General features: G+C 31.2%; 26 protein-coding genes and 1 pseudogene. 8 read left to right on the plus strand and 19 right to left on the minus strand.

Features of this window, described 5'->3' with window-relative positions; all coding sequences use genetic code 11:
• Window positions 1–63: 63 nt before the first annotated feature.
• Window positions 64–312, minus strand: coding sequence for a DUF896 domain-containing protein (locus J5E45_RS02515; protein WP_039066647.1), 249 nt, complete (start codon window positions 310–312; stop codon window positions 64–66).
• 125 nt (window positions 313–437) lie between these two features.
• Window positions 438–671: a DNA damage-induced cell division inhibitor SosA gene (gene sosA, locus J5E45_RS02520; protein ID WP_039066649.1), complete on the minus strand. Its 234-nt coding sequence runs from the start codon at window positions 669–671 to the stop codon at window positions 438–440.
• 142 nt (window positions 672–813) lie between these two features.
• Here sosA and lexA point away from each other — a divergent pair, with 142 nt between their 5' ends.
• Window positions 814–1,437 (plus strand): transcriptional repressor LexA, encoded by a 624-nt coding sequence (lexA, locus tag J5E45_RS02525; protein ID WP_039066651.1) that lies wholly within the window; start codon window positions 814–816, stop codon window positions 1,435–1,437.
• 196 nt (window positions 1,438–1,633) lie between these two features.
• On the opposite strand, the gene J5E45_RS02530 is transcribed toward lexA, so the two are convergent.
• The 3 genes from J5E45_RS02530 to rpsN all read right to left on the minus strand — a co-directional run bounded on the left by J5E45_RS02530 (window position 1,634) and on the right by rpsN (window position 4,105).
• A complete protein-coding gene (locus J5E45_RS02530) occupies window positions 1,634–2,572 on the minus strand; it encodes a CAP domain-containing protein (protein ID WP_392437519.1) in 939 nt (312 codons plus the stop codon).
• A gap of 95 nt (window positions 2,573–2,667) precedes the next feature.
• On the minus strand, window positions 2,668–3,645 hold the full coding sequence (guaC, locus tag J5E45_RS02535) for a GMP reductase (protein ID WP_107549019.1): 978 nt from the start codon (window positions 3,643–3,645) through the stop codon (window positions 2,668–2,670).
• Between the two features lie 190 nt (window positions 3,646–3,835).
• Window positions 3,836–4,105, minus strand: coding sequence for a 30S ribosomal protein S14 (gene rpsN, locus J5E45_RS02540; protein WP_017724370.1), 270 nt, complete (start codon window positions 4,103–4,105; stop codon window positions 3,836–3,838).
• Between the two features lie 153 nt (window positions 4,106–4,258).
• Here rpsN and rpmG point away from each other — a divergent pair, with 153 nt between their 5' ends.
• A complete protein-coding gene (gene rpmG, locus J5E45_RS02545; protein ID WP_017724369.1) occupies window positions 4,259–4,408 on the plus strand; it encodes a 50S ribosomal protein L33 in 150 nt (49 codons plus the stop codon).
• A gap of 401 nt (window positions 4,409–4,809) precedes the next feature.
• Here the strand turns inward: rpmG and J5E45_RS02550 are convergent, their stop codons facing one another.
• A complete protein-coding gene (locus J5E45_RS02550) occupies window positions 4,810–6,297 on the minus strand; it encodes a catalase (protein WP_039066654.1) in 1,488 nt (495 codons plus the stop codon).
• A gap of 223 nt (window positions 6,298–6,520) precedes the next feature.
• Here J5E45_RS02550 and J5E45_RS02555 point away from each other — a divergent pair, with 223 nt between their 5' ends.
• The 3 genes and pseudogenes from J5E45_RS02555 to J5E45_RS02565 all read left to right on the plus strand — a co-directional run.
• Window positions 6,521–7,969 (plus strand): amino acid permease, encoded by a 1,449-nt coding sequence (locus tag J5E45_RS02555; RefSeq protein ID WP_119586205.1) that lies wholly within the window; start codon window positions 6,521–6,523, stop codon window positions 7,967–7,969.
• 273 nt (window positions 7,970–8,242) lie between these two features.
• On the plus strand, window positions 8,243–8,557 hold the full coding sequence (locus J5E45_RS02560; protein WP_039066657.1) for a hypothetical protein: 315 nt from the start codon (window positions 8,243–8,245) through the stop codon (window positions 8,555–8,557).
• A 502-nt stretch (window positions 8,558–9,059) separates the two neighbouring features.
• Window positions 9,060–9,793: pseudogene (locus J5E45_RS02565) on the plus strand (transposase); the annotation flags it as partial.
• Here the strand turns inward: J5E45_RS02565 and J5E45_RS02570 are convergent.
• The 4 genes from J5E45_RS02570 to J5E45_RS02585 are packed head-to-tail and all read right to left on the minus strand — an operon-like array spanning window position 9,785 to window position 13,905.
• The gene (locus tag J5E45_RS02570) at window positions 9,785–10,591 is read right to left on the minus strand and encodes a Cof-type HAD-IIB family hydrolase (RefSeq protein WP_208181548.1); all 807 of its coding nucleotides are present in this window, start codon (window positions 10,589–10,591) and stop codon (window positions 9,785–9,787) included. The pseudogene J5E45_RS02565 and the gene J5E45_RS02570 sit on opposite strands and share 9 nt — an antisense overlap.
• A 44-nt stretch (window positions 10,592–10,635) precedes the next feature.
• A complete protein-coding gene (gene thrB, locus J5E45_RS02575) occupies window positions 10,636–11,556 on the minus strand; it encodes a homoserine kinase (protein WP_039066661.1) in 921 nt (306 codons plus the stop codon).
• Between the two features lies 1 nt (window position 11,557).
• Window positions 11,558–12,619 carry a threonine synthase gene (gene thrC, locus J5E45_RS02580; protein ID WP_039066663.1) on the minus strand — a complete coding sequence of 354 codons (1,062 nt, stop codon included), beginning with the start codon at window positions 12,617–12,619 and terminating at the stop codon, window positions 11,558–11,560.
• A 5-nt stretch (window positions 12,620–12,624) separates the two neighbouring features.
• The gene (locus J5E45_RS02585; protein ID WP_039066664.1) at window positions 12,625–13,905 is read right to left on the minus strand and encodes a homoserine dehydrogenase; all 1,281 of its coding nucleotides are present in this window, start codon (window positions 13,903–13,905) and stop codon (window positions 12,625–12,627) included.
• A gap of 188 nt (window positions 13,906–14,093) precedes the next feature.
• Between J5E45_RS02585 and J5E45_RS02590 the strand changes: the two genes are divergently transcribed.
• Entirely contained in the window at window positions 14,094–15,461 is a 1,368-nt protein-coding gene (locus J5E45_RS02590) for an aspartate kinase (RefSeq protein WP_039066665.1), read from the plus strand.
• Between the two features lie 81 nt (window positions 15,462–15,542).
• On the opposite strand, the gene J5E45_RS02595 is transcribed toward J5E45_RS02590, so the two are convergent.
• Together J5E45_RS02595 and J5E45_RS02600 are read right to left on the minus strand one after the other, a co-directional pair.
• Window positions 15,543–16,136 (minus strand): hypothetical protein, encoded by a 594-nt coding sequence (locus tag J5E45_RS02595; protein WP_039066667.1) that lies wholly within the window; start codon window positions 16,134–16,136, stop codon window positions 15,543–15,545.
• A 113-nt stretch (window positions 16,137–16,249) separates the two neighbouring features.
• Window positions 16,250–16,705: a sugar phosphate isomerase family gene (locus J5E45_RS02600; RefSeq protein WP_039066932.1), complete on the minus strand. Its 456-nt coding sequence runs from the start codon at window positions 16,703–16,705 to the stop codon at window positions 16,250–16,252.
• A gap of 286 nt (window positions 16,706–16,991) precedes the next feature.
• Here J5E45_RS02600 and J5E45_RS02605 point away from each other — a divergent pair, with 286 nt between their 5' ends.
• Window positions 16,992–17,855 (plus strand): NERD domain-containing protein, encoded by an 864-nt coding sequence (locus J5E45_RS02605; protein WP_208181549.1) that lies wholly within the window; start codon window positions 16,992–16,994, stop codon window positions 17,853–17,855.
• Between the two features lie 356 nt (window positions 17,856–18,211).
• On the opposite strand, the gene nucI is transcribed toward J5E45_RS02605, so the two are convergent.
• A complete protein-coding gene (gene nucI / locus J5E45_RS02610; RefSeq protein WP_039066670.1) occupies window positions 18,212–18,748 on the minus strand; it encodes a thermonuclease NucI in 537 nt (178 codons plus the stop codon).
• A gap of 277 nt (window positions 18,749–19,025) precedes the next feature.
• Here nucI and J5E45_RS02615 point away from each other — a divergent pair, with 277 nt between their 5' ends.
• Complete coding sequence (locus tag J5E45_RS02615; RefSeq protein WP_039066671.1) at window positions 19,026–19,217, plus strand: hypothetical protein; 192 nt, start codon at window positions 19,026–19,028, stop codon at window positions 19,215–19,217.
• 61 nt (window positions 19,218–19,278) lie between these two features.
• Here J5E45_RS02615 and J5E45_RS02620 read toward each other — a convergent pair whose 3' ends face one another.
• The 6 genes from J5E45_RS02620 to J5E45_RS02645 form a co-directional block, all read right to left on the minus strand.
• Window positions 19,279–19,881 (minus strand): response regulator transcription factor, encoded by a 603-nt coding sequence (locus J5E45_RS02620; protein WP_039066673.1) that lies wholly within the window; start codon window positions 19,879–19,881, stop codon window positions 19,279–19,281.
• Window positions 19,878–20,972 carry a sensor histidine kinase gene (locus tag J5E45_RS02625; protein ID WP_039066675.1) on the minus strand — a complete coding sequence of 365 codons (1,095 nt, stop codon included), beginning with the start codon at window positions 20,970–20,972 and terminating at the stop codon, window positions 19,878–19,880. The genes J5E45_RS02620 and J5E45_RS02625 overlap by 4 nt, the downstream gene beginning before the upstream one ends.
• Window positions 20,969–21,703, minus strand: a complete 735-nt coding sequence (locus J5E45_RS02630) for an ABC transporter permease (protein WP_039066677.1) — start codon at window positions 21,701–21,703, stop codon at window positions 20,969–20,971. The genes J5E45_RS02625 and J5E45_RS02630 overlap by 4 nt, the downstream gene beginning before the upstream one ends.
• Window positions 21,693–22,580, minus strand: coding sequence for an ABC transporter ATP-binding protein (locus tag J5E45_RS02635; RefSeq protein WP_069793444.1), 888 nt, complete (start codon window positions 22,578–22,580; stop codon window positions 21,693–21,695). The genes J5E45_RS02630 and J5E45_RS02635 overlap by 11 nt, the downstream gene beginning before the upstream one ends.
• A gap of 263 nt (window positions 22,581–22,843) precedes the next feature.
• Window positions 22,844–23,704, minus strand: coding sequence for a GyrI-like domain-containing protein (locus tag J5E45_RS02640; RefSeq protein ID WP_202847824.1), 861 nt, complete (start codon window positions 23,702–23,704; stop codon window positions 22,844–22,846).
• Between the two features lie 286 nt (window positions 23,705–23,990).
• On the minus strand, window positions 23,991–24,188 hold the full coding sequence (locus J5E45_RS02645; RefSeq protein ID WP_069793443.1) for a hypothetical protein: 198 nt from the start codon (window positions 24,186–24,188) through the stop codon (window positions 23,991–23,993).
• Window positions 24,189–24,937 lie beyond the last annotated feature (749 nt).

Here is a 24,937-nt window from a genome sequence, read left to right on the forward strand (position 1 = left end):
TTTCTTCTAGCAAGTTTCTATCTCATTATACCTTATTTGGTATCTTTTTAACAAAAAATTGATTTAGTTTTTATCTTCTTTATTTTTAGAATCTAATATATTTTTCACTTTATCAGGAGTAACATCGTTTCCTTCAGGATCTATGACTCTTGTATTTTCAATTTGCTGCTTAAATTTTTCTCTAAATGAATCTAAGTAAGCTTTTCTCAATTTGGATTGTTCTTTAGCTTCTTTTTCAGTCAAACCTTTTTCTTTTTTCTTTTTTGCTAATTCATTTATGCGTTGTAAATCTACACCGTCTTTATCAGCCATAATAAACCTCCGATATTATTTATATAAAAAAATATAACAAAAAAATGAACGAAACTAAATTGTTTCGCTCAAAAAAATCACTATATAATTATTTATATTAAACGGCGTCTATGTCACTAAAACTATTAGTGAACAGCTGCCACCACTTGTTGTGAAGTTTGTTCGCTTTGTAATTTAGCTTCATTGTTATTCTGTTCGCTATTTACCGATTGACTTGTCATTTGATGGTCAGTCATTTCGTACGTCTGTTCTGAATTTGCACTATTATGTGCGCTTAATATAAATAAGGCGCAAAGTATCATTGTCACCGTTAGTACTATAACATAAGACTTTATTTGCGAGTTATATTTCTTCATCATTCCTAACCACTCCTAGAACGTTTGTTTGTATAGTTACTTTATCAGAACGTCTGTTCTATGTCAACATCCAAACGAACAAATGTTTGTAAAAATGCTATAAGCATGCTATAATTGACCTAAATTAAATTAGGGAGTGCCTATTATGAGAGAGTTAACTAAACGACAAAATGAAATTTTTGAATATATCAAGCAAACCGTTCAATCCAAAGGGTATCCACCAAGTGTTAGAGAGATTGGGGAAGCTGTTGGATTAGCCTCTAGTTCTACAGTTCACGGGCATCTATCTAGACTAGAAGAAAAAGGTTATATTAGAAGAGACCCAACTAAACCACGCGCTATTGAGATTGTGTCAGAGCAGTTAGGTGAATCAATTAATATGGAAGAAACAATTCATGTTCCTGTGATAGGGAAAGTAACTGCGGGTGTACCTATTTCTGCAGTCGAAAATGTCGAAGAATACTTCCCACTACCTGAACATTTTACTTCAACCCATAATAGCGATATATTCATTTTAAATGTTGTAGGAGAGAGTATGATTGAAGCTGGCATTCTTGACGGTGATAAAGTTATTGTAAGAAGTCAGACTATCGCAGAAAACGGCGATATCATTGTTGCAATGACAGAAGAGAACGAAGCGACTGTTAAACGTTTCTATAAAGAAAAAAATCGTTATCGCTTACAACCTGAAAATAGCACCATGGAACCAATTTATCTTGATAATGTAACTGTATTAGGAAAAGTAGTTGGATTATTTAGAGAAATGTAATTGATATTTATACCAATGATAACACTCTCAAAAAAAAGAGGATGCGCTTATCGCGCACCCTCTTTTTTTTCGTCTTTTTTCTCTAAAACGTCTTTTACTTTTTCAAGTATATCTTCTGTTTTATCTTTTTTGTTTGTTGTCATAACTTTTCATCCTCACATGATAACAGATACCCTCACACAATAAATAATAAACATTATCCAGTATAATTTTCTGTCCAATAAGGCTGGCGGTCTTTATTAAAGTCGACACCTACACCAAGTGTATCAAATTCTTTTTTAAGAATATTTTTTCTGTGTCCTAATGAATTCATTAGCCCTTGATGAGCATAAATACTACTTGTTTGACCATATGCCAAGTTTTCACCTGCTGCATTAAAATCGTGTCCGTCTGCTTCCATACGATCAAATGGTGTATTACCTGATAAATTATTATGATCAAAATAATTATGCTTAGCCATATCTTCACTGTGTTTTCTGGCAGTATCAGAAATACTAGAAGAGTATTTAAGTGGCTCTAACTCATGCTGTACTCGTTCCGCATTTACTAAATCGAAGTTTTGTAATTCAAAGCTTTGAGCTAGTCCTTCCGATGGTGCGCCATATTGTTGTTGTAATCGGTTCTCCATTTTTTCACTAACTTGTAAAAGTGCTGTTAAGTTATTGTTCTCATGTTTATCATAAAAAGCTGTTGTATATATTTTATCTTTGTGAAAATTATCAAATTCATCATCTTGAACATCAAACTTCACATTTCCTTTTTGCTTATCAGTAATCGGTTTACCTATACGTTCTCTTACCGTCTCTTTTGGTGTGCCATATTTAATTTTTGATTTAGACGATATGACGTTTTGGTTACTATATAGTGCATTTACTTTTTCATCTATATAACTAATCATCACAAATCCTCTATAATCATCCGAATAATATGTGTGCCAATTTGTACCATATTCATTAGATGTGACACGTTGCGCGCTTCCTAGCTTTTCTTCTACAGCATCCTTAGTCATATTCATTTGGATGTTATTAACTGCAAATTCTTGTTTGCTGGGTACTTTCAACGCACCATCACTTGTTGTTTTTGATGAAGACCAATCGGCAACTTTATTTTTCAATTGTTGTTGTACTGTAATCATCGGTGCTGGCTCTTTGATAGGTAGGACTAGAATAATCACTAAGAAAGCAAGTACATACAAGAATAATTTTCTGATATTTTACACCTACTAATATTTTAGTCTCTATCACCGTTAAAAATTGAGTTTCTTACAATTACGTAATCAACTTTTCTTAACGATTTAAGGTCAGTACCACCTGCATATGAAATTGAACTTTGTAAGTCTTGTTGCATTTCTATTAATGTATTAGATAATGAACCTTTGTGTTCAACAAACATTTTTTTACCTTCTACATTTTTATGCTCTCCTTTTTGGAATTCAGAAGCGCTGCCGAAATACTCTTTATATAATTTACCATCTAATTCAACTGTTTCGCCAGGTGATTCTTCATGTGCAGCAAATAGCGATCCTACCATTACCATAGATGCGCCAAAGCGTATAGATTTCGCAATATCACCGTGCGTTCTAATACCACCATCAGCAATAATTGGTTTTCTTGCCGCTTTACTACAGTGATTTAATGCTGATAATTGCCAACCGCCTGTACCAAATCCTGTTTTAATCTTAGTTATACAAACTCTTCCTGGTCCAATACCAACTTTGGTAGCGTCTGCACCAGCGTTTTCTAATTCGCGTACACCTTCTGGAGTACCAACATTACCTGCAATTACAAATACTTCAGGAATATGTTGTTTAATATGTTTAATCATATTGATTACAGAATCTGAATGACCATGTGCAATATCAATTGTAATATAATCTGGAATTATTTTTTCATTAGCTAATTGCTCTACAAAATCGAATTCCCGTTCTTTAACACCTACAGAAATTGATGCAATCAAACCTTTTTCATGCATTCTCTTCGTAAATGGGATACGTGCCGCTTCATCAAATCTATGCATTATATAGAAATAATCATTTTCAGCAAACCATTCAGCTAACTCTTCATTCATCACTGTTTGCATATTTGCTGGAACAACTGGTAATTTAAAGCTCTTCGGCCCAAATTGGACAGTAGTATTGCATTCAGAACGACTATTTACAATACATTTATTCGGTATTAGTTGGATATCTTCATAATCAAAAATTTTCACCGTTAACAAACCCCTAACATTTTTAATAAAACAATTATTTAATGGTAAGATTTTCATGATGTATTCAATAAATATATAGAGAATAATAGATATATTCACTATAATTCCCGAACAATAACTTTTTATTCATCTTTACCAATAGATAATATACATTGTTTTAAACTAAATGTAAATGGACTTAGGTCGTAAATTACCAACTTGCTTTTTTCACACCTGGAATTTGTCCTTTATGCGCATGTTCACGTAAGGCTATACGTGACATTCCAAATTTACGATACACGCCTCTTGGTCTTCCTGTAACTTTACAACGACGTGTTAACCTTGTAGGTGATGAATCTCTTGGTAATTTTCTTAAAGCCTCATAATCACCTTTAGCTTTTAGTTCTTTACGTAACTCATAATATGCTTCAACTAATTGTTCTCTTTTTTGTTCTTTAGCTATTTTTGATTTCTTTGCCATTGTTTTAACTCTCCTTATTATAAATCGAAATCATTACGTTTTATATAATAACATACTCATTATATTTTTCAACTTAAAAGTATTTGAAATTATGTTCTTTATGTGCTAGAATTTTAAAACGTAATCATTCCTGTTAAGAAAGAGGTGTTAACTTTGCGCGTAAATATTACATTAGCATGTACAGAATGTGGCGATCGTAACTATATTTCTACAAAAAATAAACGTAATAATCCTGAGCGTATTGAATTAAAAAAATTCTGCCCTAGATTAAATAAATATACGTTACATCGTGAAACAAAATAATTTCTCCGCTAAAATTATCTTTTAAATACGACAATTTAAATGCAACAGTCTGTTGTAATGATATTTAGCTTATAGTACTAGAATTATCTTTATTAAATTATGATGACTTATGATTGCCAGCTACATTTTTATAATTGTGGCTGGCATTATTTATTTTCATAGAAAAAACACCTCCGTATGATTCATTTTAAATGAATTCAACGAAAGTGTTTTTATTTCATTCCCACTATCTAGGGTCAGTTCATGCTTCACCTAAGGTTTGTTTTGTCTATGTTCTGAAGAGACCCATCACGAGCCTCTTTTCCACATGTAAGTAAATACTTCTATACTAATCATCATTTTCAAAAGGATTGGGAACACTTATTTTAAAAGTATTCGTACCTCATTGTTTTTCTACATTATTAATCTTTAATTTCTAAATCTACGTCATTAATGTCAATACCTAAAGCTTTTGCAACGCCTTTACCATATTCACTATCCGCTTTGTAACAGTGACGGATATGACGATGTTGTACTTCTAATGTCGTACCTTGCATCTCATTTGCAGTATTTTCAAAAATACGTTCTTGTTGTTCTTTAGATTGTAATCTAAATAAGCGTCCTGGTTGTTCAAAGTAGTTATCGTCGTCTTGTCTGAAATCATATTCATAGGCTTCGCCTTCAACTTTTAATCCAGGTTTTTTGAATTCAGGTTGATCTTCAAATGAACCATCACTATTTGGATAATAGTGAGTGCCTCCGCCTTGGTTGTTATCTAAAATTCTCATTTGCCCATCTCTACTAAATGGACAAATATTTTCAACGCCGACACCTTTTGGTTGGTTTACCGGTATTTGCCAATGGTTCACACCTAATCTATAACGTTGCGCATCGCCATAAGAGAATAAACGACCTTGTAACATTTTATCTGGTGAAAAATCTAAACCAGGGATAATATTAGTAGGTGCAAATGCGGCTTGTTCCACGTCTTGGAAGTAGTTATCAGGATTACGGTTAAGTTCCCATTCTCCTACTTCAATTAAAGGATAATCGCCTTTATACCACACTTTTGTTAAATCAAATGGGTTATCTTTATGATTTCTCGCTTGTTCCTCCGTCATAACTTGGATGTACATCTTCCATTTTGGATAATCTTTATTTTCAATTGCTTCGAATAAATCACGTTGTGATGATTCTCTGTCGTCTGCAATAATTTTCGCTGCTTCATCAGGTTGTAAGTTTTCAATGCCTTGTTGTGTTCTATGATGGAATTTAACCCATACACGCTCACCTTTATCATTATACATTGAATAAGTATGAGAACCAAAACCATGCATGTTTCTATAGCCTTTTGGAATACCACGATCAGACATCAAAATTGTAACTTGATGTAACGCTTCAGGTAATGACGTCCAAAAATCCCAATTATTTTGCGCACTACGCATATTTGTTCTTGGATCACGTTTAACTGCATGATTTAAACTCGCGAATAATTTAGGATCTCTGAAGAAGAATACAGGCGTATTATTACCAACTAAATCCCAATTCCCTTCATCTGTATAGAACTTTAAAGCGAATCCACGAATGTCACGTTCTGCATCCGCTGCTCCTCGCTCACCTGCTACTGTTGAAAAACGTGCAAACATTTCAGTTTGTTTACCAACTTCAGAGAAAATACTCGCTGAAGTATATTGCGTTATATCATTAGTAACTGTAAAAGTACCAAATGCACCTGATCCTTTTGCGTGCATACGTCGTTCTGGAATCACCTCTCTATCAAAGTGAGCCATTTGTTCTAAAAAATACCAATCTTGCATTACTAGTGGGCCTCTTGGTCCTGCAGTCATACTATTTTCTCTATCAGAAACTGGCGCGCCAAATAGGCTAGTTAATTTTTTATTGTTGCTCATCACATTTCCCCCTCATTCTCTCTAAATAATAATAATTATTACCTAGTATTCATTTTAATGTAAAGTGTTTTTAAAAGCAACATTTCGACCATTAATTAATTAGACTATTTTCACAATATTTAAACATTTTGTGACTTTGGCTCATAAAAAGCATTGCTTGTGTCTGTCAAAAGCATTAAAATGGAATGTATATAAATTTTAATTAACTATTAGGAGACTTATTATGGCACAAAATAATATGAATCGTGGTTTAAACTCTCGACATATTTCGATGATAGCAATTGGCGGCGCCATCGGTACCGGTCTTTTTGTTGCTACTGGTAATGTAATTTCCCAAGCTGGTCCTGGTGGTGCTATATTAGCTTATTTAATCATAGGAGTAATGTTGTATTTCTTAATGTCCTCCATTGGTGAATTAGCTACATTCTACCCTGTTTCAGGGTCTTTTAGTTCTTACTCTACTCGATTTGTAGATAAGTCGTTAGGATTCACGATGGGATGGCTATATTGGGCAATATGGTTACTCGTTACAAGTGTGGATATTATTATTTCTGCAAGTGTACTTAATTATTGGGACACGTTCCAATTTTTCAGTCCAGTGACCTGGAGTATTATCTTTTTATGCTTACTTTTCTTATTAAATATATTTTCAGTTAAAGCATTTGGTGAAACTGAATTTTGGTTATCATTAATTAAAGTAATAACGATTATCGTCTTTATTGCCATCGGCGTTCTAACTATTGTTGGCATTTTAGGTGGTAAAACTTATGGACTATCTAATTACACTGCAGGCGAAGCGCCGTTCGTTGGTGGTTTTTCAGGTTTCTTAGGTGTACTACTCGTTGCAGGATTTTCAGTTGGTGGTACAGAAGTAGTAGCAGTAACTGCAGGTGAATCATCTAACCCTGATCGTTCAATGCCTAAAGCAATCAAACAAGTTTTTTGGAGAATATTATTATTCTATGTATTATCTATTGCTGTTATTTCAGCAATCATACCTTATACTGATCCTTTATTACTAAATGAAAGCGAATCAGTATCTCAAAGTCCATTTACGATTGTCTTTGACCGTGTGGGAATTGCTTTTGCAGCATCTGTGATTAATGCGGTTATCCTAACTTCATTATTGTCAGCAGCTAATTCAGGTATCTATACGACTAGTAGAATGTTGTACTCAATGGCCGAAGACAAACAAGCGCCAAGATTCTTAGCGAAATTAAACAAAACAACAAAATTACCTATAGTTGCCTTATTCACAACTTTCATTATTGTATTAGCTGTGATTATATTAGCTCAATTCAAATCAGATATTGTGTTTACATTACTTAATATTATAGGTTCATTAGTTATTGTTATTTGGGCAGCTAGTATTTTAGCTCAGATTAGACTTCGCTTAGCAATTAAAAAGCAAAACAAAGATCCTAAAGATATACTGCCTTATAAAGCGCCATTTTATCCTTTGGGCCCTATCATTGTAATCCTTGCCTTATTATTCTTATTTGGCGGAAATTCTTTCGGTGCGGTATTATCAGGAGATATTGGTGCATTATTTAGAAATATAGTACCTATTGTCATTCTAGTTTTAATATATTTAGTACATAAATTCATTAGAAAAACTAAAATTGTAAAACTCGAAGAAATTGACTTAAAACGTCATGATTTAAATGGATAGAAAATCCTTAATATAACTAGCACACTAACAACTGAAATATGATATTTCAAAATCATAAAAACAGGGATACGAACGCATTTTTAAATCGTTGATATCGTATCCCTGTTTTTTTATGTTATATAGCAACTTTATTTAAAAATGCATAGATTCATCAGATTAATACCACAATCTTTTTATCAATTCTTTCGAAATACATAAGACTCTGTTATTTTCAGTTATATAGAAGTATAGTATAATGGTAATAAATAATGACGTAATTTAGAGGTGGAGAATATGATTGGACAAACGAATTTATTTGACGATATTTTAGAAACTGAAGAACGCTTCGTTATAGTTGTGCAATCACTTGAGGATAGGCATCAACGCTTGATTAAACGTACTTTAAGAGAGTATAGTAGTTTAGATCATTCACAAATGGAAAGCCTTTTTGAACATTTGAAAGACCTATTCTTACAAGAAGACTTTGAAGAAAATCAATCTGCTTTTGCAATAACTGTTTATACTAACTTAGATTATGCTGCAGACCATGTATATGCACACGTCAAGCGACATCGTGGCAAAAACGAATGGACGCATACTGCAAAGTGATCTAAAGCATACATCAAGATGCGCAACTCATCAATCATCTTTCTATAACGAACTATTATAATGACACAGATTACATTGATTTAAGCATAGTAAATAACACTTTTTTACTGAAAAAGCATATTAATCAAAACGACTTTATTGATTGTATACCAAATAAACTATCTTTTATAGAAAGGTTACCTTAAATTACTTTATAAAGTTAGTATAAAGCCATTATCTATAAAATAGAGAGGTTGGGACATAAATCCCAGAAAAACAGCACTCAGATGATTTAATTCATCTGAGTGCTTTCTTTGTATTCAATACTTCGTATTGTTGGCTCGCTTTCCTAGGGGACAGCTTCAGCCTGTAGTCTTCAGCCTGTAGTCTTCAGCTTGTCCTGTTCCCTCAAGAGTCTCGCCAAAATACGTCTCATTCATATGTAATTTTACATAAAAACACTTTAAAAAATAAGGCCCTTTCCTATAATTTAATAAACACAATTAAACTAAATTAACGAGAGGTGCCTTTTTTAACTTTAATTAAAGAGACCTACGGTCATTTACCTGAATATATCGTAGCTGATGCTGGTTATGGTAGTGAACCTAATTATATGGCAATTATAGATGAATTTAATAGAACACCGCTCATAACTTAAGGCATGTTTATTAAAGATAAAACCAACAAATATAAAAGTGACATTTTTAATACTCAAAATTGGAAATATGATGAAATCAATGATGAATTTATATGCCCGAATCATAAAAAACTTGGTTTTAAAAGGTATGCCTATCGCTATGTTAAATATGGATTTAAGAGAGATTTTAAATTATATGAATGCGATAATTGTTCAGAATGTCCACTGAAGAACAATTGTATGAAATCAAATTCAAAATCTAATAAAAAAATAATGAGAAATTATAACCGGGAATATTTCAAAGCCCAAATCAATAAAAAGCTTTCAGAACCAGAAACAAAAGAAATCTACAATCAAAGAAAAATTGATGTAGAACCTGTTTTTGGATTTATGAAGGCTATTTTGGGTTTCACTCGAATGTCGGTTAGAGGCATAAATAAAGTCAAAAGAGAACTTGGATTTGTATTAATTACACTTAATATAAGAAAAGTATTTGCTCAACGAGCTAACTATAATCAAAACAATAATGAAAAAGGCAATTTCTATATTATTTCAATAGAATTGCCTTTTTTCACTTGTCTAAGAACTTTATGTCCCAGACTGTCTATTTTTTATTTTAATATATTTCTTAAAGCATGGGGTATCCCGTTATCACTGTTGCTTAAAGTTACCTCATCAGCAACCTTTTTAACATCATCGTTAGCATTTCCCATAGCTACAGCGTGGCCAACAACCTTTAACATAGAGATATCATTGGCACTATCACCAAAAGCAATCACTTCTGATAGGTCAACTTGTACTTTTTTACATAAATCGGTAACAGCATTTCCTTTTGATACACCACTAGCCATAAATTCTAAGAAATAAGGTTTACTTGTAGTAACATCAATTTCTTCATTAAAATGACCGGCCAAATCTTTATTAAGACCTGTAATCGTAGGTACATAATCAATGCCCATAACTTTAGGCACATCTTCTTGAATAAAATTCTTTAAGTCATCTACACGTTTCATAGGTAACCCAGTTAGTTCTGATTCAATATTCATATACTCGTGTTCACCTTCGTAAACAATAAATCCGTCTTGATAAGTTAATACAAACAAGCCATTTTCTCTACAATAATCGACTATAAAATCAAAGTTTTCTTTAGAAACAGTACGACTTACTTCTACCTCTTCTGTATTAACATTTACAGTCTTCCCACCATTATAACTAATTACATAACTTTGGAATTTGTCTAATTGTAAAGTTTTAGCAGTCGGTAACATACCTTCTGTAGGGCGTCCTGATGCTAATACAACATTGTATCCTTGCTTTTGTATATCAATTAAATAGCTTTCTGTTTCAGGACTCATTTGATTTTCATGGTTCATCAATGTATCATCCATATCCATTACTATCATTTTATATTCACTCATGTTGCTTGTCTCCCTTCAACGTCTTCACTCTATATTACAACAAATTATTGACGTTGGTACAATACTTTAAGTTCGACACCTGTTTCATTAATTGTCACTAACTCTGAACGACAATTTTCAAATGTTCTTTTTAATTCTCTAACCAATTCACCACTACGTTCTGGACCAATCATTGTAAGTACTGTTGGACCTGCACCACTTATCACTGTAGCGTATGCTAAATACTGTTTTGCCAGTCCTTTAATAGTCTGAAATTCAGGAATTAAATCTTGTCTATAAGGTTCATGAAATCCATCTTGCTCCATCATTTTTCCAGCTAGTACATAATTATGTTGAATTAGCGCGCTAATCATCGTGTTGCTAATTGCACTATTTTGAACAGCCTTTTTATGTGAAAACGTATCAGGTAAAGCATTTCTTGAATCAATTGTTCTTAATTCATAAGAAGGCACTGTGATAATGATATCTACTTTAGGTGTATCAATGTAAGAAACATCAGTTACTTTAGTTTCTGGATTATAGTACCCTAACACTAAACCACCGTAAATCGTCGGCGCGACATTATCTGGGTGACCTTCAAACTCAGTAGCTAGTTGCAATAATTCATATTTCGATAATTCAATATCACCAAAATAGTTTGCTATGTATAAGGCACCTACTAATGCAGATGCCGAAGAACCTAACCCTCTAGCTAAAGGAATCTCACTTCTCATTTCTACTTCTAATGAAGGTAAAACCACGTTATATTTATGCGCAACCTTTTGTGCAATTTGGTAAATATAGTGGCTATTATCTGTTGGTAATCCTTCTACATTAGGACCAATATGATTAAACGACCAATAACCATTATCACTTATTTTTACATCTAAGTATAAAAATTTATTTAAAGCCATACCAATTGAATCAAATCCGACACCTAAATTTGCAGTAGACGCCGGGATTTTCAAATGTAACCTTTCGCTCATGCTAAAGTGCCCCTTTGATATATTCTAGAATACTTTCTCTATCATTTGGCAATGGTTTAATTGGATTATCTAACAAGGAAATTGCAGTATCTGGATCTTTCAAACCATTACCTGTTAACACAGAAACTACTTTTTTGCCTTGAGGTAATTTACCTGCTCGATGTAATTTGATAAGTCCAGCAATCGAAGCGTTACTAGCTGGTTCACTAAACACACCTTCGTTACGTGCCATCAATTGATATGCTTCTAAAATTTCTTCGTCAGTAACACTATCAATTTGTCCATTGGATTCTTCAAGTGCAGCAGTCGCTTTATCCCAACTTGCAGGATTACCAATTCTGATTGCTGTTGCCACTGTATCAGGGTTTTTTACTACTTTATTTTGAACGATTGGTGAAGCTCCTTCAGCTTGAAAACCAAACATTTGAGGTAGTTGCGTACCATTTGCTTCATGGTAATCTTTAAAACCTTTCCAGTATGCAGAAATATTTCCGGCATTACCTACTGGAATAGATAAAATGTCCGGTGCTACGCCATCTAATTGTTGAATTACCTCAAAAGCACTTGTTTTTTGACCTTCAATACGATATGGATTTACTGAGTTAACTAGCGCAATTTCTCCATTTTTAGCAATTTCTTGAACAATTTCTAAAGCTTCATCAAAATTACCTTCAATTGATACAATTTCAGCGCCGTACATCACAGCTTGTGATAATTTTCCTAAAGCAATTTTACCTTCAGGAATAACTACGATTGCTTTTAGTCCAGCACGTGCCGCATATGCAGCTGCTGAAGCTGATGTGTTACCAGTTGAAGCACAGATTACAATTTTCTTACCTTCCTCTTTCGCTTTGGCCATTGCCATGACCATACCTCTATCTTTGAATGAACCAGTTGGATTGGCACCTTCATATTTAACATGTAACTCAATACCAAGCATTTTTGACATATTTTCGCAATAAATTAATGGTGTATGACCTTCATTTAATGATAATGTTGGTGTTTTTTCAGTTACTGGTAAATAATTTTTAAATTCCTCTACTAAACCTTTCCAATTCTTCATATTAATTAAACCCCTTCTACTGGATATATTTTCTTAACGATATAACCTGAATCTGTAATTGATGCTTCTGGATTTTCATCAATTCCGATAACTGCGATACCTACTGTATGAGCGTCACGTTCAGTTACCGCTAACGATTTATGGAAAGGTAATTCACCTTTAAGTAAAGTTTCTACTTTATTCACATCTTCACCATCTGTTTGCACGACAACATAGTAACTTTCTTTCTCCTTAATTGAAATCGTATCTCCATCATCCATAATTGCTTTGGTTTTTTCAGTTTTCAATTCAAAATGTGGTGGTAAAGTGTGTAAATTCGTGTCGAAGTTTAATGTTACGTTTAACAAGTCACTTACAACTGCACTTCCGGTTGCTAGACTACCAGCGCCTTTTCCATAAAACATTGTTTCTCCCACTGCATCACCAATCACATAAATTGCATTAAATTCATCTTCAACAGCAGCTAATTGATGGGTTTTGTTTATAAGTGTAGGTGAAACAGAAGCTTGTACTTGACCATGCTCATATATCCCTTTACCAATCAGTTTAATCTTATAGCCAAGTTCATCAGCAACTTTAATATCTGCAGGTTCAACATCACTAATACCATGTCTTACCACGTCATCTAAGTTAATCACTTGGTTAAATGATAAGTATGAAGTAATGACAACTTTTCTAGCAGCGTCGATACCTTCAACATCATCTGTAGGGTCCGCTTCTGCAAAACCTAATCTTTTAGCTTCATCTAACGCGTCTTCGAATGACGTTTCTTCTTTTGTCATTTTACTTAAAATAAAATTAGATGTGCCGTTTAAAATGCCCATAAATTTACTAATATTATTAGCATTTAATCCATTGTTAATTGCGTTTACAATTGGTATACCACCTGCGACACTAGCTTCATATTTCAAAGCTACATCATTTTCTTGTGCTAAGTCTTCCAATACATTTAAATGTACCGCTAATAAATCTTTATTTGCAGTCACAACGTGTTTCTTTTGACTTAATGCGCGCTTCAACCAATCCACCGTTGGCTCAATACCGCCCATGACTTCCACTATAATATCGATTGAATCATCGTTCAAAATTTCATCAATGTCTTCAGTTAAATTATAATTCGACACATTGATTGGACGTTGTCTTGATTTATCTCGAACCAATATGTGTCGAATATTAATGTTTTTATTCATTGTTTCTTTTATTTGTTCACTATTTTCTTCAATAATTTTTACTACACCAGAACCTACAGTTCCTAACCCTAGTAAGGCTACATTTAATTCCTTCATAATTTCATTCCTCCGATTGTTCTTCTAAAAAATACAGATGTACAGTTGAAAAATACTTGAATATGGTATAGTATAAATTCATTCATTATTTTTGTAAAGGTGAAAATTTAGATCCTATATCTATCCTATCACTCTCGTAATAAAAACTAAACAAAATTTTCTGATTTTTTAGAAAGGTTGTATGTCTCATGAAAGTTGCCAAGTTTGGAGGAAGTTCTGTATCTACTGCAGATCAAATCAAGAAAGTATTAAATATCGTTAATTCCGACGAGGATCGGAAGATTACCATCGTCTCAGCACCAGGTAAGCGACATAAAGAAGATGTTAAAACAACTGATTTACTTATTCGCTTATACGAAAAAGTTATTGATGATTTAGATTACATTTCTAAAAAAGAAGAAATTATTCAGCGTTATGCTGATATTATTTATGAATTAAAAATGAGTGATAACTTATTAACTACTATTGATCAAACATTAGAAAATTTCATTGCTACATTAAAAGATAAACCTTCACGTTTATTAGACGCTTTACTTTCATGTGGTGAAAATTTCAATGCACAATTAATTGCAGAGTATAACAATAGTCAAGGTATACCAACTCGCTATATATCTCCTGGAGAAGCGGGCATTCAAGTTACTGATTTGCCTCAAAATGCACAAATTTTAGACCAATCATATGAAGCACTATATAATTTAAGAGCATATAATGAAAAATTAATCATCCCAGGATTTTTTGGTGTTTCAAGACAAAATTATATCGTAACGTTTCCTCGTGGTGGTTCTGACATTACTGGCGCCATAGTTGCAAGAGGTGTGCGAGCTGACTTATACGAAAACTTTACTGATGTTTCAGGTATTTTTAGAGCAAATCCGACAATTGTTAAAAATCCTGAAGTCATAGATGAAATCACTTATAGAGAAATGCGAGAACTGTCTTATGCAGGATTTGGCGTCTTCCATGATGAAGCATTACAGCCACTACATAAAGATAGAATCCCTGTCGTTATAAAAAACACAAATCGCCCAAATGATACAGGGACATTTATACGTCATGACAGAGAAATTAATTCTAATAATATAGTGAGTGGTATTAGTTGTGACAAAGGCTTTACTGTATTAAATATCAAAAAGTATTTAATGAACAGGCAAGTGGGATTTACTCGTAAAATATTAGGCGTGTTAGAAGATTATAATATTTCTTTTGACCATATGCCTTCAGGTATTGATAGCATCAGTATCATTATGCGTTCTAAAGAAATCCACAACAGAGAAGAGCAAGTACTTAACGATATTCGCGATAAATGCGACGTTGATGAATTAAGTGTAGAACACGATTTAGCCATCCTAATGATCGTCGGCGAAGGCATGCACAGAATCGTTGGTACGGCTAACACAATTACGCATGCATTAGCAGAATCTAAAATTAATTTAAAAATGATGAATCAAGGAGCTTCGGAGATTTCCATTATGTTTGGTATTGATGTAGCAGATGCAGATAAAGCTGTGAAATCAACTTATGAATATTGTTATAACGGGAAGTGCTTAAAAGTATAGCATTGCATATTTATTAACAATCAAAAATCCTTCAAATCCATTTTGTCTCCCTATCAGGACTGACGAATGATTTGAAGGATTTTATATTGCTTTTTTCTCTGAAATAAGTGCTTGGTTAATACGTTCATCACCGACAACCAACCTCAATATTACAAATTGATAATAACTTAGTGAATCAATTACATTTCTATAATTTGGAAGTTGATGGTAATCTATTGGATCTAATAGTTCATACATTAACACGATTTCTGGTTTAATATAATCTACGTCCCATTTGATAGAATGAAAATAAATATTTTTCTCTGGTAACCTTATATTGTGGTTCCATCTAAACATCCACTCTTCATCTTTAACATCATATACAATTATAGTCATAATCAATGTATCACCATCATATATATTTGCGTGAGTTATTTTTGAGAAATCTACTGCTGTATAATCAGAAGTACTATGAGAAGCATCATGCAATAATGTTCGGTATTCATTTGGAATATATTTCAAGACTTCCCCTAAAAACTTTCTCTCTACACTAATGTCCACTTTATTATCTAAATTAAATGAATCATGTAAAAACAGTTGCTTTGCTATTTCACCGTTATATTTAATTAAATTTGGTACATTTATGTTTAAAATTTCAACAATTCGCCTTATTGATTTATTTTTTTCATTTTCCAAATGTGCACCTCCTGACAAAAAGTAAGCGTTTCCAATAATTAACATTATATAGTTTGTCCTTAAATATTTCAATGTATTAAATACAAAAACGTGAAATAAAACACAAAATATTTTTAAAAACTACCTACCAAGGTATAATCATGATGCGAATGGTTATCTAAAACATCTGGCCTATTTAATAGAAAAATATCGTTAGCATTTGTGTTAAGTGTTTTTTGAATGTCAGCAATAGCAGGTATCGTCTGGTATAAATCATTACCTAATATAAACGGTGCAGTGATGAAATAATATCGAATACGATATTTGGAAAAAGTTTGTACTACATCTGAACCAACAATGATATGAAATGCACTATCAACTACGCCATTAGGTACAATAATATTGAAATTTGTATATTTAGATACATATTTAATTATATCTGTAGAGTAACTGATTACAGATATTTTGATATCATAGGAGGAAAGTTCATCTAAAATTTTATATGCAAAAGGATGATTATCAAAAGCTATAATATCCTCATGTTTAATTGTTCGAGTAATATGCTCGAGATATTCTTTTATTGTACTCAAATCACTGTTCACCATCTTCCTCATTTTATATTGCGTATAATTTATTATAGCTATTAATCCTCTTAAGTTAAACCGTTATCTATTTTAAAAAATACCACTTAAGTACTCAAAAGATACGAAAGGAATTAATTTACAAATATATATTATGTACAGGTTGGTTATAATATATTAATATGAATATAATTAAAGTAACTATATATGAATTGGTTAATAGCATTTGTAGAAAATTAAATAAAAGCGTAAAATGAGCTATGTTAAAAAATTTAATAAGATTAGGATGATATTCATGTTTTTACCACTTATATTACTAATAATAATTGTACTACTTATTATTATAGTATTTATAGATCATCGTGTTATGCAGAATAAGCTTGAAACTGAAACTTATGCTAAGGATCAATTAGTAACTAAAATAAGTACAGTTACTCGTGAAAATACAAATCTAAAAAACAAAATGTTGGATATAGGTTCAAATAATGACACGCATCACCATGGTCTCAGAAAAGCTAAACAAGATTTAACAGTCATTTTAAATGAACAAAAAGAGCAAGGTGTTATAGCATATTTCGATATTATTGCTACTGGTAATTTAGCTGTTAAGCACCCATTATTTGAATATGCAAGAGCTTTTGATTATATTGTTTTTACTGAAAAAGGAATCTTTAATATTAATGTAAAAAATTGGAAACAGAAGACTTTCTATCATTTTACTTCTGATTCAGCAGAGCAAACTGAAATTGAAAATGAGAATTCTGTGCATCAAATTGTAGGAAGATATATTGCCAACCAATTTCATGGCCAGTTTCAATCATCTCGTTCTACGACCTATACATTTATAGAACGTATTAAAGAAAATTCTGTCATTTATGACTTTTACAATTATGATCCTTATGAGCAAGCTTCTAAAAACACTCAAGCATTAGAATCAAAAATCCAAGAACGTTTAAATCAACAAATTCCAAACGTTGGTCTCGTATACTTCACAGATGGTAGTGTGAATTTAATTGATGGCCCAGCAATTAGAAATAATTACGTTGAAACTGTTTCTTCTAAATCTTCTTTACAAGAAATTATAAAAGAAACTTTACATTTAAAAAATGACGTATTAACTAAAGAACAATATGATAAATTAGTCGCACGTTTTAGCTAATTTAACAAAATAGATCTTAGGTGATAGTTCGCCTAAGGTCTATTTATTTATACTTGTATAGTTATTTTCAAAATATCACTGATCTTTCAGACCAAAGTTACCTCTTTTATCAATTGATTTATTTAACATAATAAACACCACCAATGTTTAATTTATATATTATAATCTTTTTAGTGTAATATGGAAGTAATTTGGGACGATTTCTGTGGAAAGATTACAGACTAAGGCTGTGCTCGGGGAAAACGTGCACAAAAAAACTGCCAACAAAGTCGGAAACTTTGTCGACAGTCAGGTCTGTTTTATACTTTATCTATCTGCTAAGTAATACAAAGGTATATCAGCTACTTAAAATAAGTTTATTTACTCCAAAGGTTTATTTGATTATTTTTAGCCTGTGTTTCAGCTTTTTTAAATACCTCTCTATACTTTCCATTTGGAGAAAAATATTTTTCTCTAGCTAATCCTTTTTTCACCAATTCTTCATTAAACATTGTTTTATCATCAAGCCATACATATGCTAATGTTCTTCCATAACGATCTTCTTTTTCTTTATCATATTCTAAATAAATATCTTTATTCGTTAAATGTTTCTTAGAATAATCGGAAGCTTCTTTACCGTAAGGCTCTACAGGCGTATTAGGTTTAACAGTTTCTGGCGTATCCATACCTATTAACCTTACCTTCAATTGTTCATTGTCACTGTTTTTAGCCACTAAAGTGTCTCCATCTACAACACGGTCAACATGAACCTTTTCCGAATTATCAGGGCCTGAAGATGTGTCACTACTACCATTCTCTTGAAATGGTCCCGTATGATTAATAAATTGAAATGCTAATACACCCAATACAATTACTATTGCAATCAACGATGTCATTTTCTTTTTCGATTTCACTGTTGCACCCACTTCTTTTTAATTGTCCAAATCATCATATAGAAAAAAGAGCAATGCGTCAATATTACAAATGTGTTTTCTATGGGGGAAACACATTATTAGGCTATTTACGTCATATATAACATCTATTGTATAAAAAATTAATTATGACAAAAAACTATTTTTACAATATTATCACCCAAATATTGTAGAATAGAAGTTCAATGAAATATATTTGATTTTATTTATCTATTCAAATAACTCATGCTATAATACTTGATGAATAGGAGTGAACAAGTTGAGTATATTTAAAGAGAACATGATAACGATTATCGCAGTTGTCATAGCTATAATTATCGGTATGGTGTTACAATATCAATTTCAATTACCACTAATGGTGTCAGCAGTCGTAGCTATTTGCTTAGGCCTCTTAGTTGGTTTCATCGTATTTGTAATCCAAGCAATTGTCACTAAAAATAAGCATAAATAAATTTAACTGCCGCATAATAAAATGTCGGCAGTTTTTTTATCTGCTTTGATATTAAGCAATTTTATATCCATCCTTTATGTTTAGCAATATGCCATGCATCATAACGATTTTCAGCTTCTAACTTGTCGATAATAATCGAAGTATAGTTTCTAATCGTACCATCTGATAAAAATAAATTGATAGCAATCTCTTTACTTGAATGACCTTTCCCTATTTCCTTCAACACAAGTTGCTCTTTAGGGGTAAGCGGGTTTCTTTCGTTAAAAATTGTAGTCATCAATGATTCGCTATATTCTTTCTCATCATTCAACACTTTATAAACAGTAGTCACTAACTCCTCAATAGATCTTTCTTTTAAGACATATGCGTCGACATCATTTGAAACAGCTGATTCAAAATAACCCGGCCTTTTAAATGTGGTCACAATAATTACTTTAACATCTAATTGTTTATTTCTAATATGGCTAAGTATCTCTAAACCAGTTAGTCCTGGCATTTCTATATCGAGAATTGCTACATTTGGTTTCTCAGATTCAATATAAGCCAATGCCTGCTTACCATTGCCAGTACTAGCTACAACTTCTATATTATCGTTTAAATTGATTAATTGGACCATAGCTTCTCTTAACATCGTTTGATCCTCTGCCAACACAATTGATATCATGTGCCCTCACCCCTATAAATTTTAACTGCAATTTGCAGTCCATCTTGAGATTTCACTTCCATTTTACCTTTCATTAACGCAACTCGCTCTTTTATACTTACTAAGTCATCATCTTTGATGTGACCCATACCAATGCCATTATCTTTAATAATTAATGTTATTTCATTATCCTTTTCATTCAATTCCCCGTAAACTGCAGTAGCATTAGAATGTTTAATTATATTATTAATAGCCTCCCTTAATATCATCGCTAAAAGAGACTGCTTAGAAGGGTTGATTCTGCTCGCAATCTCTACATTGACAAATTCAAAGGTCAAATTAGCATTTAATAATAAGTATTTAACCGAAGATACTTCATCTTCAAATGATTGTACCTTTAAATCATTGACAATTGCACGCACTTTATCTAAAGATTCTTTAGATAAAATATTTACCTCTTCTAACTGAACTTTAGCTTTCTCAACATCGCTATCAATCAATTTCATTGCTAATTCTGACTTTAAACTCAAACTGGCAAACACATGGCCTAAAGTATCATGTAAATCTTGGCCAATTCGATTTCTCTCTTGTTCCGCAATTAAAACGTTAATATGTCTATTTTTCTCTTCTAACGTATTTTTAACTTTGATACTTTCTCGTTGTTTAAAATTTCCTAACGTTATGATAATAATGGCTAAATACATAATGAATATAGTTGCTAAACTTTGAAAATATAATGTAAATATTAAAAATATATTTATTAATATTGCGATGATAAATATAAAGAATTCTTTTGAATTTATAGATTTATCAAAAATATAAGGAATCACGAACGCACTAAAGAAAAAGAACAAACTAATTGCAGGTCCAACGCTATACACAAAGTAAGTAATACCTATATAATGTAATATAAAAAATGAGAATATCAAGTTTCTTGGAAATACTACAGTAAATAATGCTACTGAAACATATGAAATTGTAAAAATAATAAATACAATTACATATAACCAATATGAACCTCTAACATCAAATGTAAATAGAGGTATAATCGGGAAAATTAAATATACTAAACTTGATAAATCTATTACATTAATTTTTAATTTTTTTATCATACGTCCACATCTTTTCTATTTTGGATTATTAAACCCATTGCTAGAAAGAGTATACTATATATGATTAAAACCAAAAACGATAAATAGTTTAGACCAACTCCATTTCCAAATTCGTAGGCAACTTGTTTTAAATGGTAAGTGGGCGTAACATATGCAATTTTACGCATCCAAGATGGAAATTGACTAACTGGAAACCATAACCCACCAAGCACAGCCAAACCTAAATAAAGAATATTACCAATGCTACTAGCTTTTTGTATTTCATTGATTTGAGCTAATAATATGCCTACAGTTAAAAATGAACTTGCTCCTAACCATAAAATAAATCCTGAAAATATCCATTCGAATAATGTCATTGTTACCCCATTTACTATATAGGCGACGACAAATATTAAAGTAATAGATAAAATAAATTGAAACATCATTTTAAAAATTTTAACTGAATAGTATTGATATGCATGTAATGGTGTGCGCATTAAATTCTTATACCAACCTGTTGTTTTTTCATTTATCAAATCGATAGGGAATTGTATTAAACAAAAACTTGATAAACTAAATGCTGTCATACTATACATGTATTCTTTATAAAATAATTGTTCTGCATCTTTTGGTAAATCTAAAATTGAAGTAAATAACAAATAAAAGCACAATGGAATAAGAATCGATAAAACTAAATATACTTTTTTTCTAAACAACAACCTTAACTCTATTAAAAAATATTTAGCTACCATAAGCTTCCACCTCTTTTTTACTATCTTTATTAAAAATTGTATCTAGTAAACTCGCTTTAGTTATTTCAATTTCATTTAAATCAATATTTATACTATTTAGGTATTCAACTATTTCTCTAACGTTAGTTGTTTCAATCTTTACTTTATTATAGTTAAACAACACATGGCACTTAAAAAAACTTTCTATATCCTGTATTTTTACTTTATATTTAATTGGTAAATTAATCATTGATAGTTGTTGACGTTCACGTATTTTATCAGGATGATCATTTAATAAGACTTCACCTTTTTCTAACACAATTACTTTATCAGCCATGCGCTCAACTTCTTCTATATAATGGGAAGTATAGAATATAGTAACTCCTTCTTTTTTCAGATTTGTAATAATATCCCAAAAATGAGTTCTCATTTGTACATCCATTGCACTTGTAGGTTCATCTAAAAATACGCATGTTGGTTTTCCTATCAATGATAAAGCAAAATCAAGTATCCTCTTTTGCCCCCCAGAAAGTTTGTGAGCATATTGGTCGAGTTGCTGCTCATTAAAACGTGTCATAGCACAAAAAGTTTCGGAATCGATTGGGTCTTCATATAAACCAGAAAACAAACTGTATAATTCTTTAACTTTAATAGATTCAGGAAAGTTTGTCTTTTGAAACATAATACCTAAATTTTTGCTATTTAATAGTTTATTTTGATCAATAATTTGTCCACTATTTGGTTTTTTATCTCCGATAACCATGTCAATAAGGGTTGATTTGCCAGCACCATTACTCCCAATTAATGCAGTACACTCACCTTCTTCTATATTAAAAGTGACATGGTCTACGACATTAATTTTTCTATAATTTTTAGTTAATTCTCGGATTTTTATCATCACTGACACTCCTTTCAAAATTTATAATTATTGTACAAAATAAAGTGATATAAAATTAGTGTGTGATGTCACAACTTTACGATGACAAATGTCATTAATTACTTTTATTAATAGTAATCTTATTTACATAATAAATATACCGTTAATAAATATAGCTAACCTCATACCTATTATGAGATTAGCTATATTTTCTCTATTATTTAAGTGTCTATTAAATCACATACAGTTCATTTTGAATCAGAAAATAAAATTTAATGAAACCATTAATTATTTATGGCCACCCATATTTCACTATATGCAAAATCTTGTTCATTATTTTTAAATTTAGTAAATGAAAACATAGGTAAATCAGATAATTCGTACTCTGAATCAGGTAGCCATTCAGAATAAATTTTAGCGTAAGTATCCTGTAAAACGCTTGGATACTCGCCTTCATTTTCAAAAACAATCCATTTACTTTCATTAAAGTTTAAAATTTCTAATTGCTCACTTGGATCACTTTCAGTAGTTACAATACCAATCATATGTGTCAATTTGCCTTGTTCTTTTGCAAACGATTCGTCAGCATCATATGATACGTTTACAATTTCTTTAGGTTCTAGATTTTGTAGTTGATGCATTTCTTCTTTTTGTGAATTTGTAATACTCTTTGCCAATTCTACAATTTCCTCATTAACTCCTTCAAATTGCATAGGCACTCGTTTTTGAACGCCGACAATATTAAATTCAGGTTGCTCTACGATTCTTGTTTTCATGTTTATTCCTCCTTTTGTATTAATAGAAAATGAAAGTTTAGGAAATGATATTAAAATTTGATGTTCATAAACTTGCGATGGTAAGTAACCACTCCAAGCTTTAAACGCTCTTGTAAAGCCATCTATTGAATAACCATATTTTATTGCTACAGCCGTAACTGAATACTTATTTAGTAAATCTTTATTGGCAAAATATAATTTTCTCTTCTTTATATATTCCGACAAACTCATCTCAGACAAAAATATAAATAAATTTCTGTAATGTTGTTCAGGTATGCCGATATAATTTGATATTTCAGCTAAATTTAAATTATTAGTTAAATTATTATCTATATAATCTATAGACTCATTTAATTTATTTATAATCATTTCCATCACCTTTCAAATACATAGTAATCAATTTTTAAAAATTTCACTCGACTATTCAAATATAAAATATATCGGTTATATTTGATTACTTTAAATTTAGAACTCTGTTTATTATCAATGAAAGTAAAATCTAATCTTAAATCGATTCCGACTTTTTTAGTTTCATATATGATACTTATGCTAATATACACATAGTTAATAACCTAAATAAAAAACTCCCTTTAAAGTTTTCACTTTTTCAGTGTCTACTTTAAAGGGAGTATATCAAAACGTCTTAGTCTAAATATTAAAGTTCTTTTATAAAAGTTAAGATTGCATGAAATTCTTGTTCATTCGCTGAAAAAGTACGTTCTTCAATTTCTCGCACTGTAGAGTTCAATAGTTTATAACCAGCAACTTCATCATCTTGTAAATAAGCATTAATACTTGTTTCTAATTCCTTTAACGATGTTGCTTTTAACGTAGATAATTTAACTTCTTGCATATTGCCATCCCCTTTAGAATATTAAATTTATATTGTTTATATCATACTATTTAGGAGAATGACATTCAAACAATAAAACATAGCTATGCGCGTAATTTAATAAAATAATTTATGCTTAATATAGCTCTATATTAAGCAACATACCGCTTATTTTAAAATTAAAGTTCACTAAGTATGATTGAGGTGATTATTTTCTTTAAAACAAAAGAAGTGCGTGCGTTCATTATCTATTTCACAGTATGTCTTACTTTATTTATATTATATTTGATACCATTTTCGCACGCAATATTTGGTTAATAGCTTATATGAAAATTGAGCTATTTGATTGAAATAACACAGTAACTTAAACTGAGTTATTTCAATCTTTTTTTATCCATACAAATCAATTTTCAATACTAGTTGTATAAATCTTTATTTCGTGCAATAGTTTTTAATTACTGTTAACCTTCTGTTACATTAGCCAATTGTGAACTTAAAAGCTCTCCGATTTTCTTAAATTTTTATTATATTTTCCCTTTCTTTTCTACTTGGATTTTGTCTTAATTTATATGTAGCTTCTATACTATCTACTTTCACTTTAAATTCAATCATTCCATTTCATAATAATTAGGAATATATTTCTCTCTTTATAGTAAAGGGTTATAAAAAAACAATCTGCTAGTAATTTTATTCAATCCCATTAATCATTATATATTTCGCTTTGCAAAATATTTCAATAAAACAATCTTATATACGGCATTCAAAATAAT

Origin of the sequence: Staphylococcus shinii (genome assembly GCF_017583065.1) — a bacterium.
In the GTDB taxonomy this organism is placed as follows: domain Bacteria; phylum Bacillota; class Bacilli; order Staphylococcales; family Staphylococcaceae; genus Staphylococcus; species Staphylococcus shinii.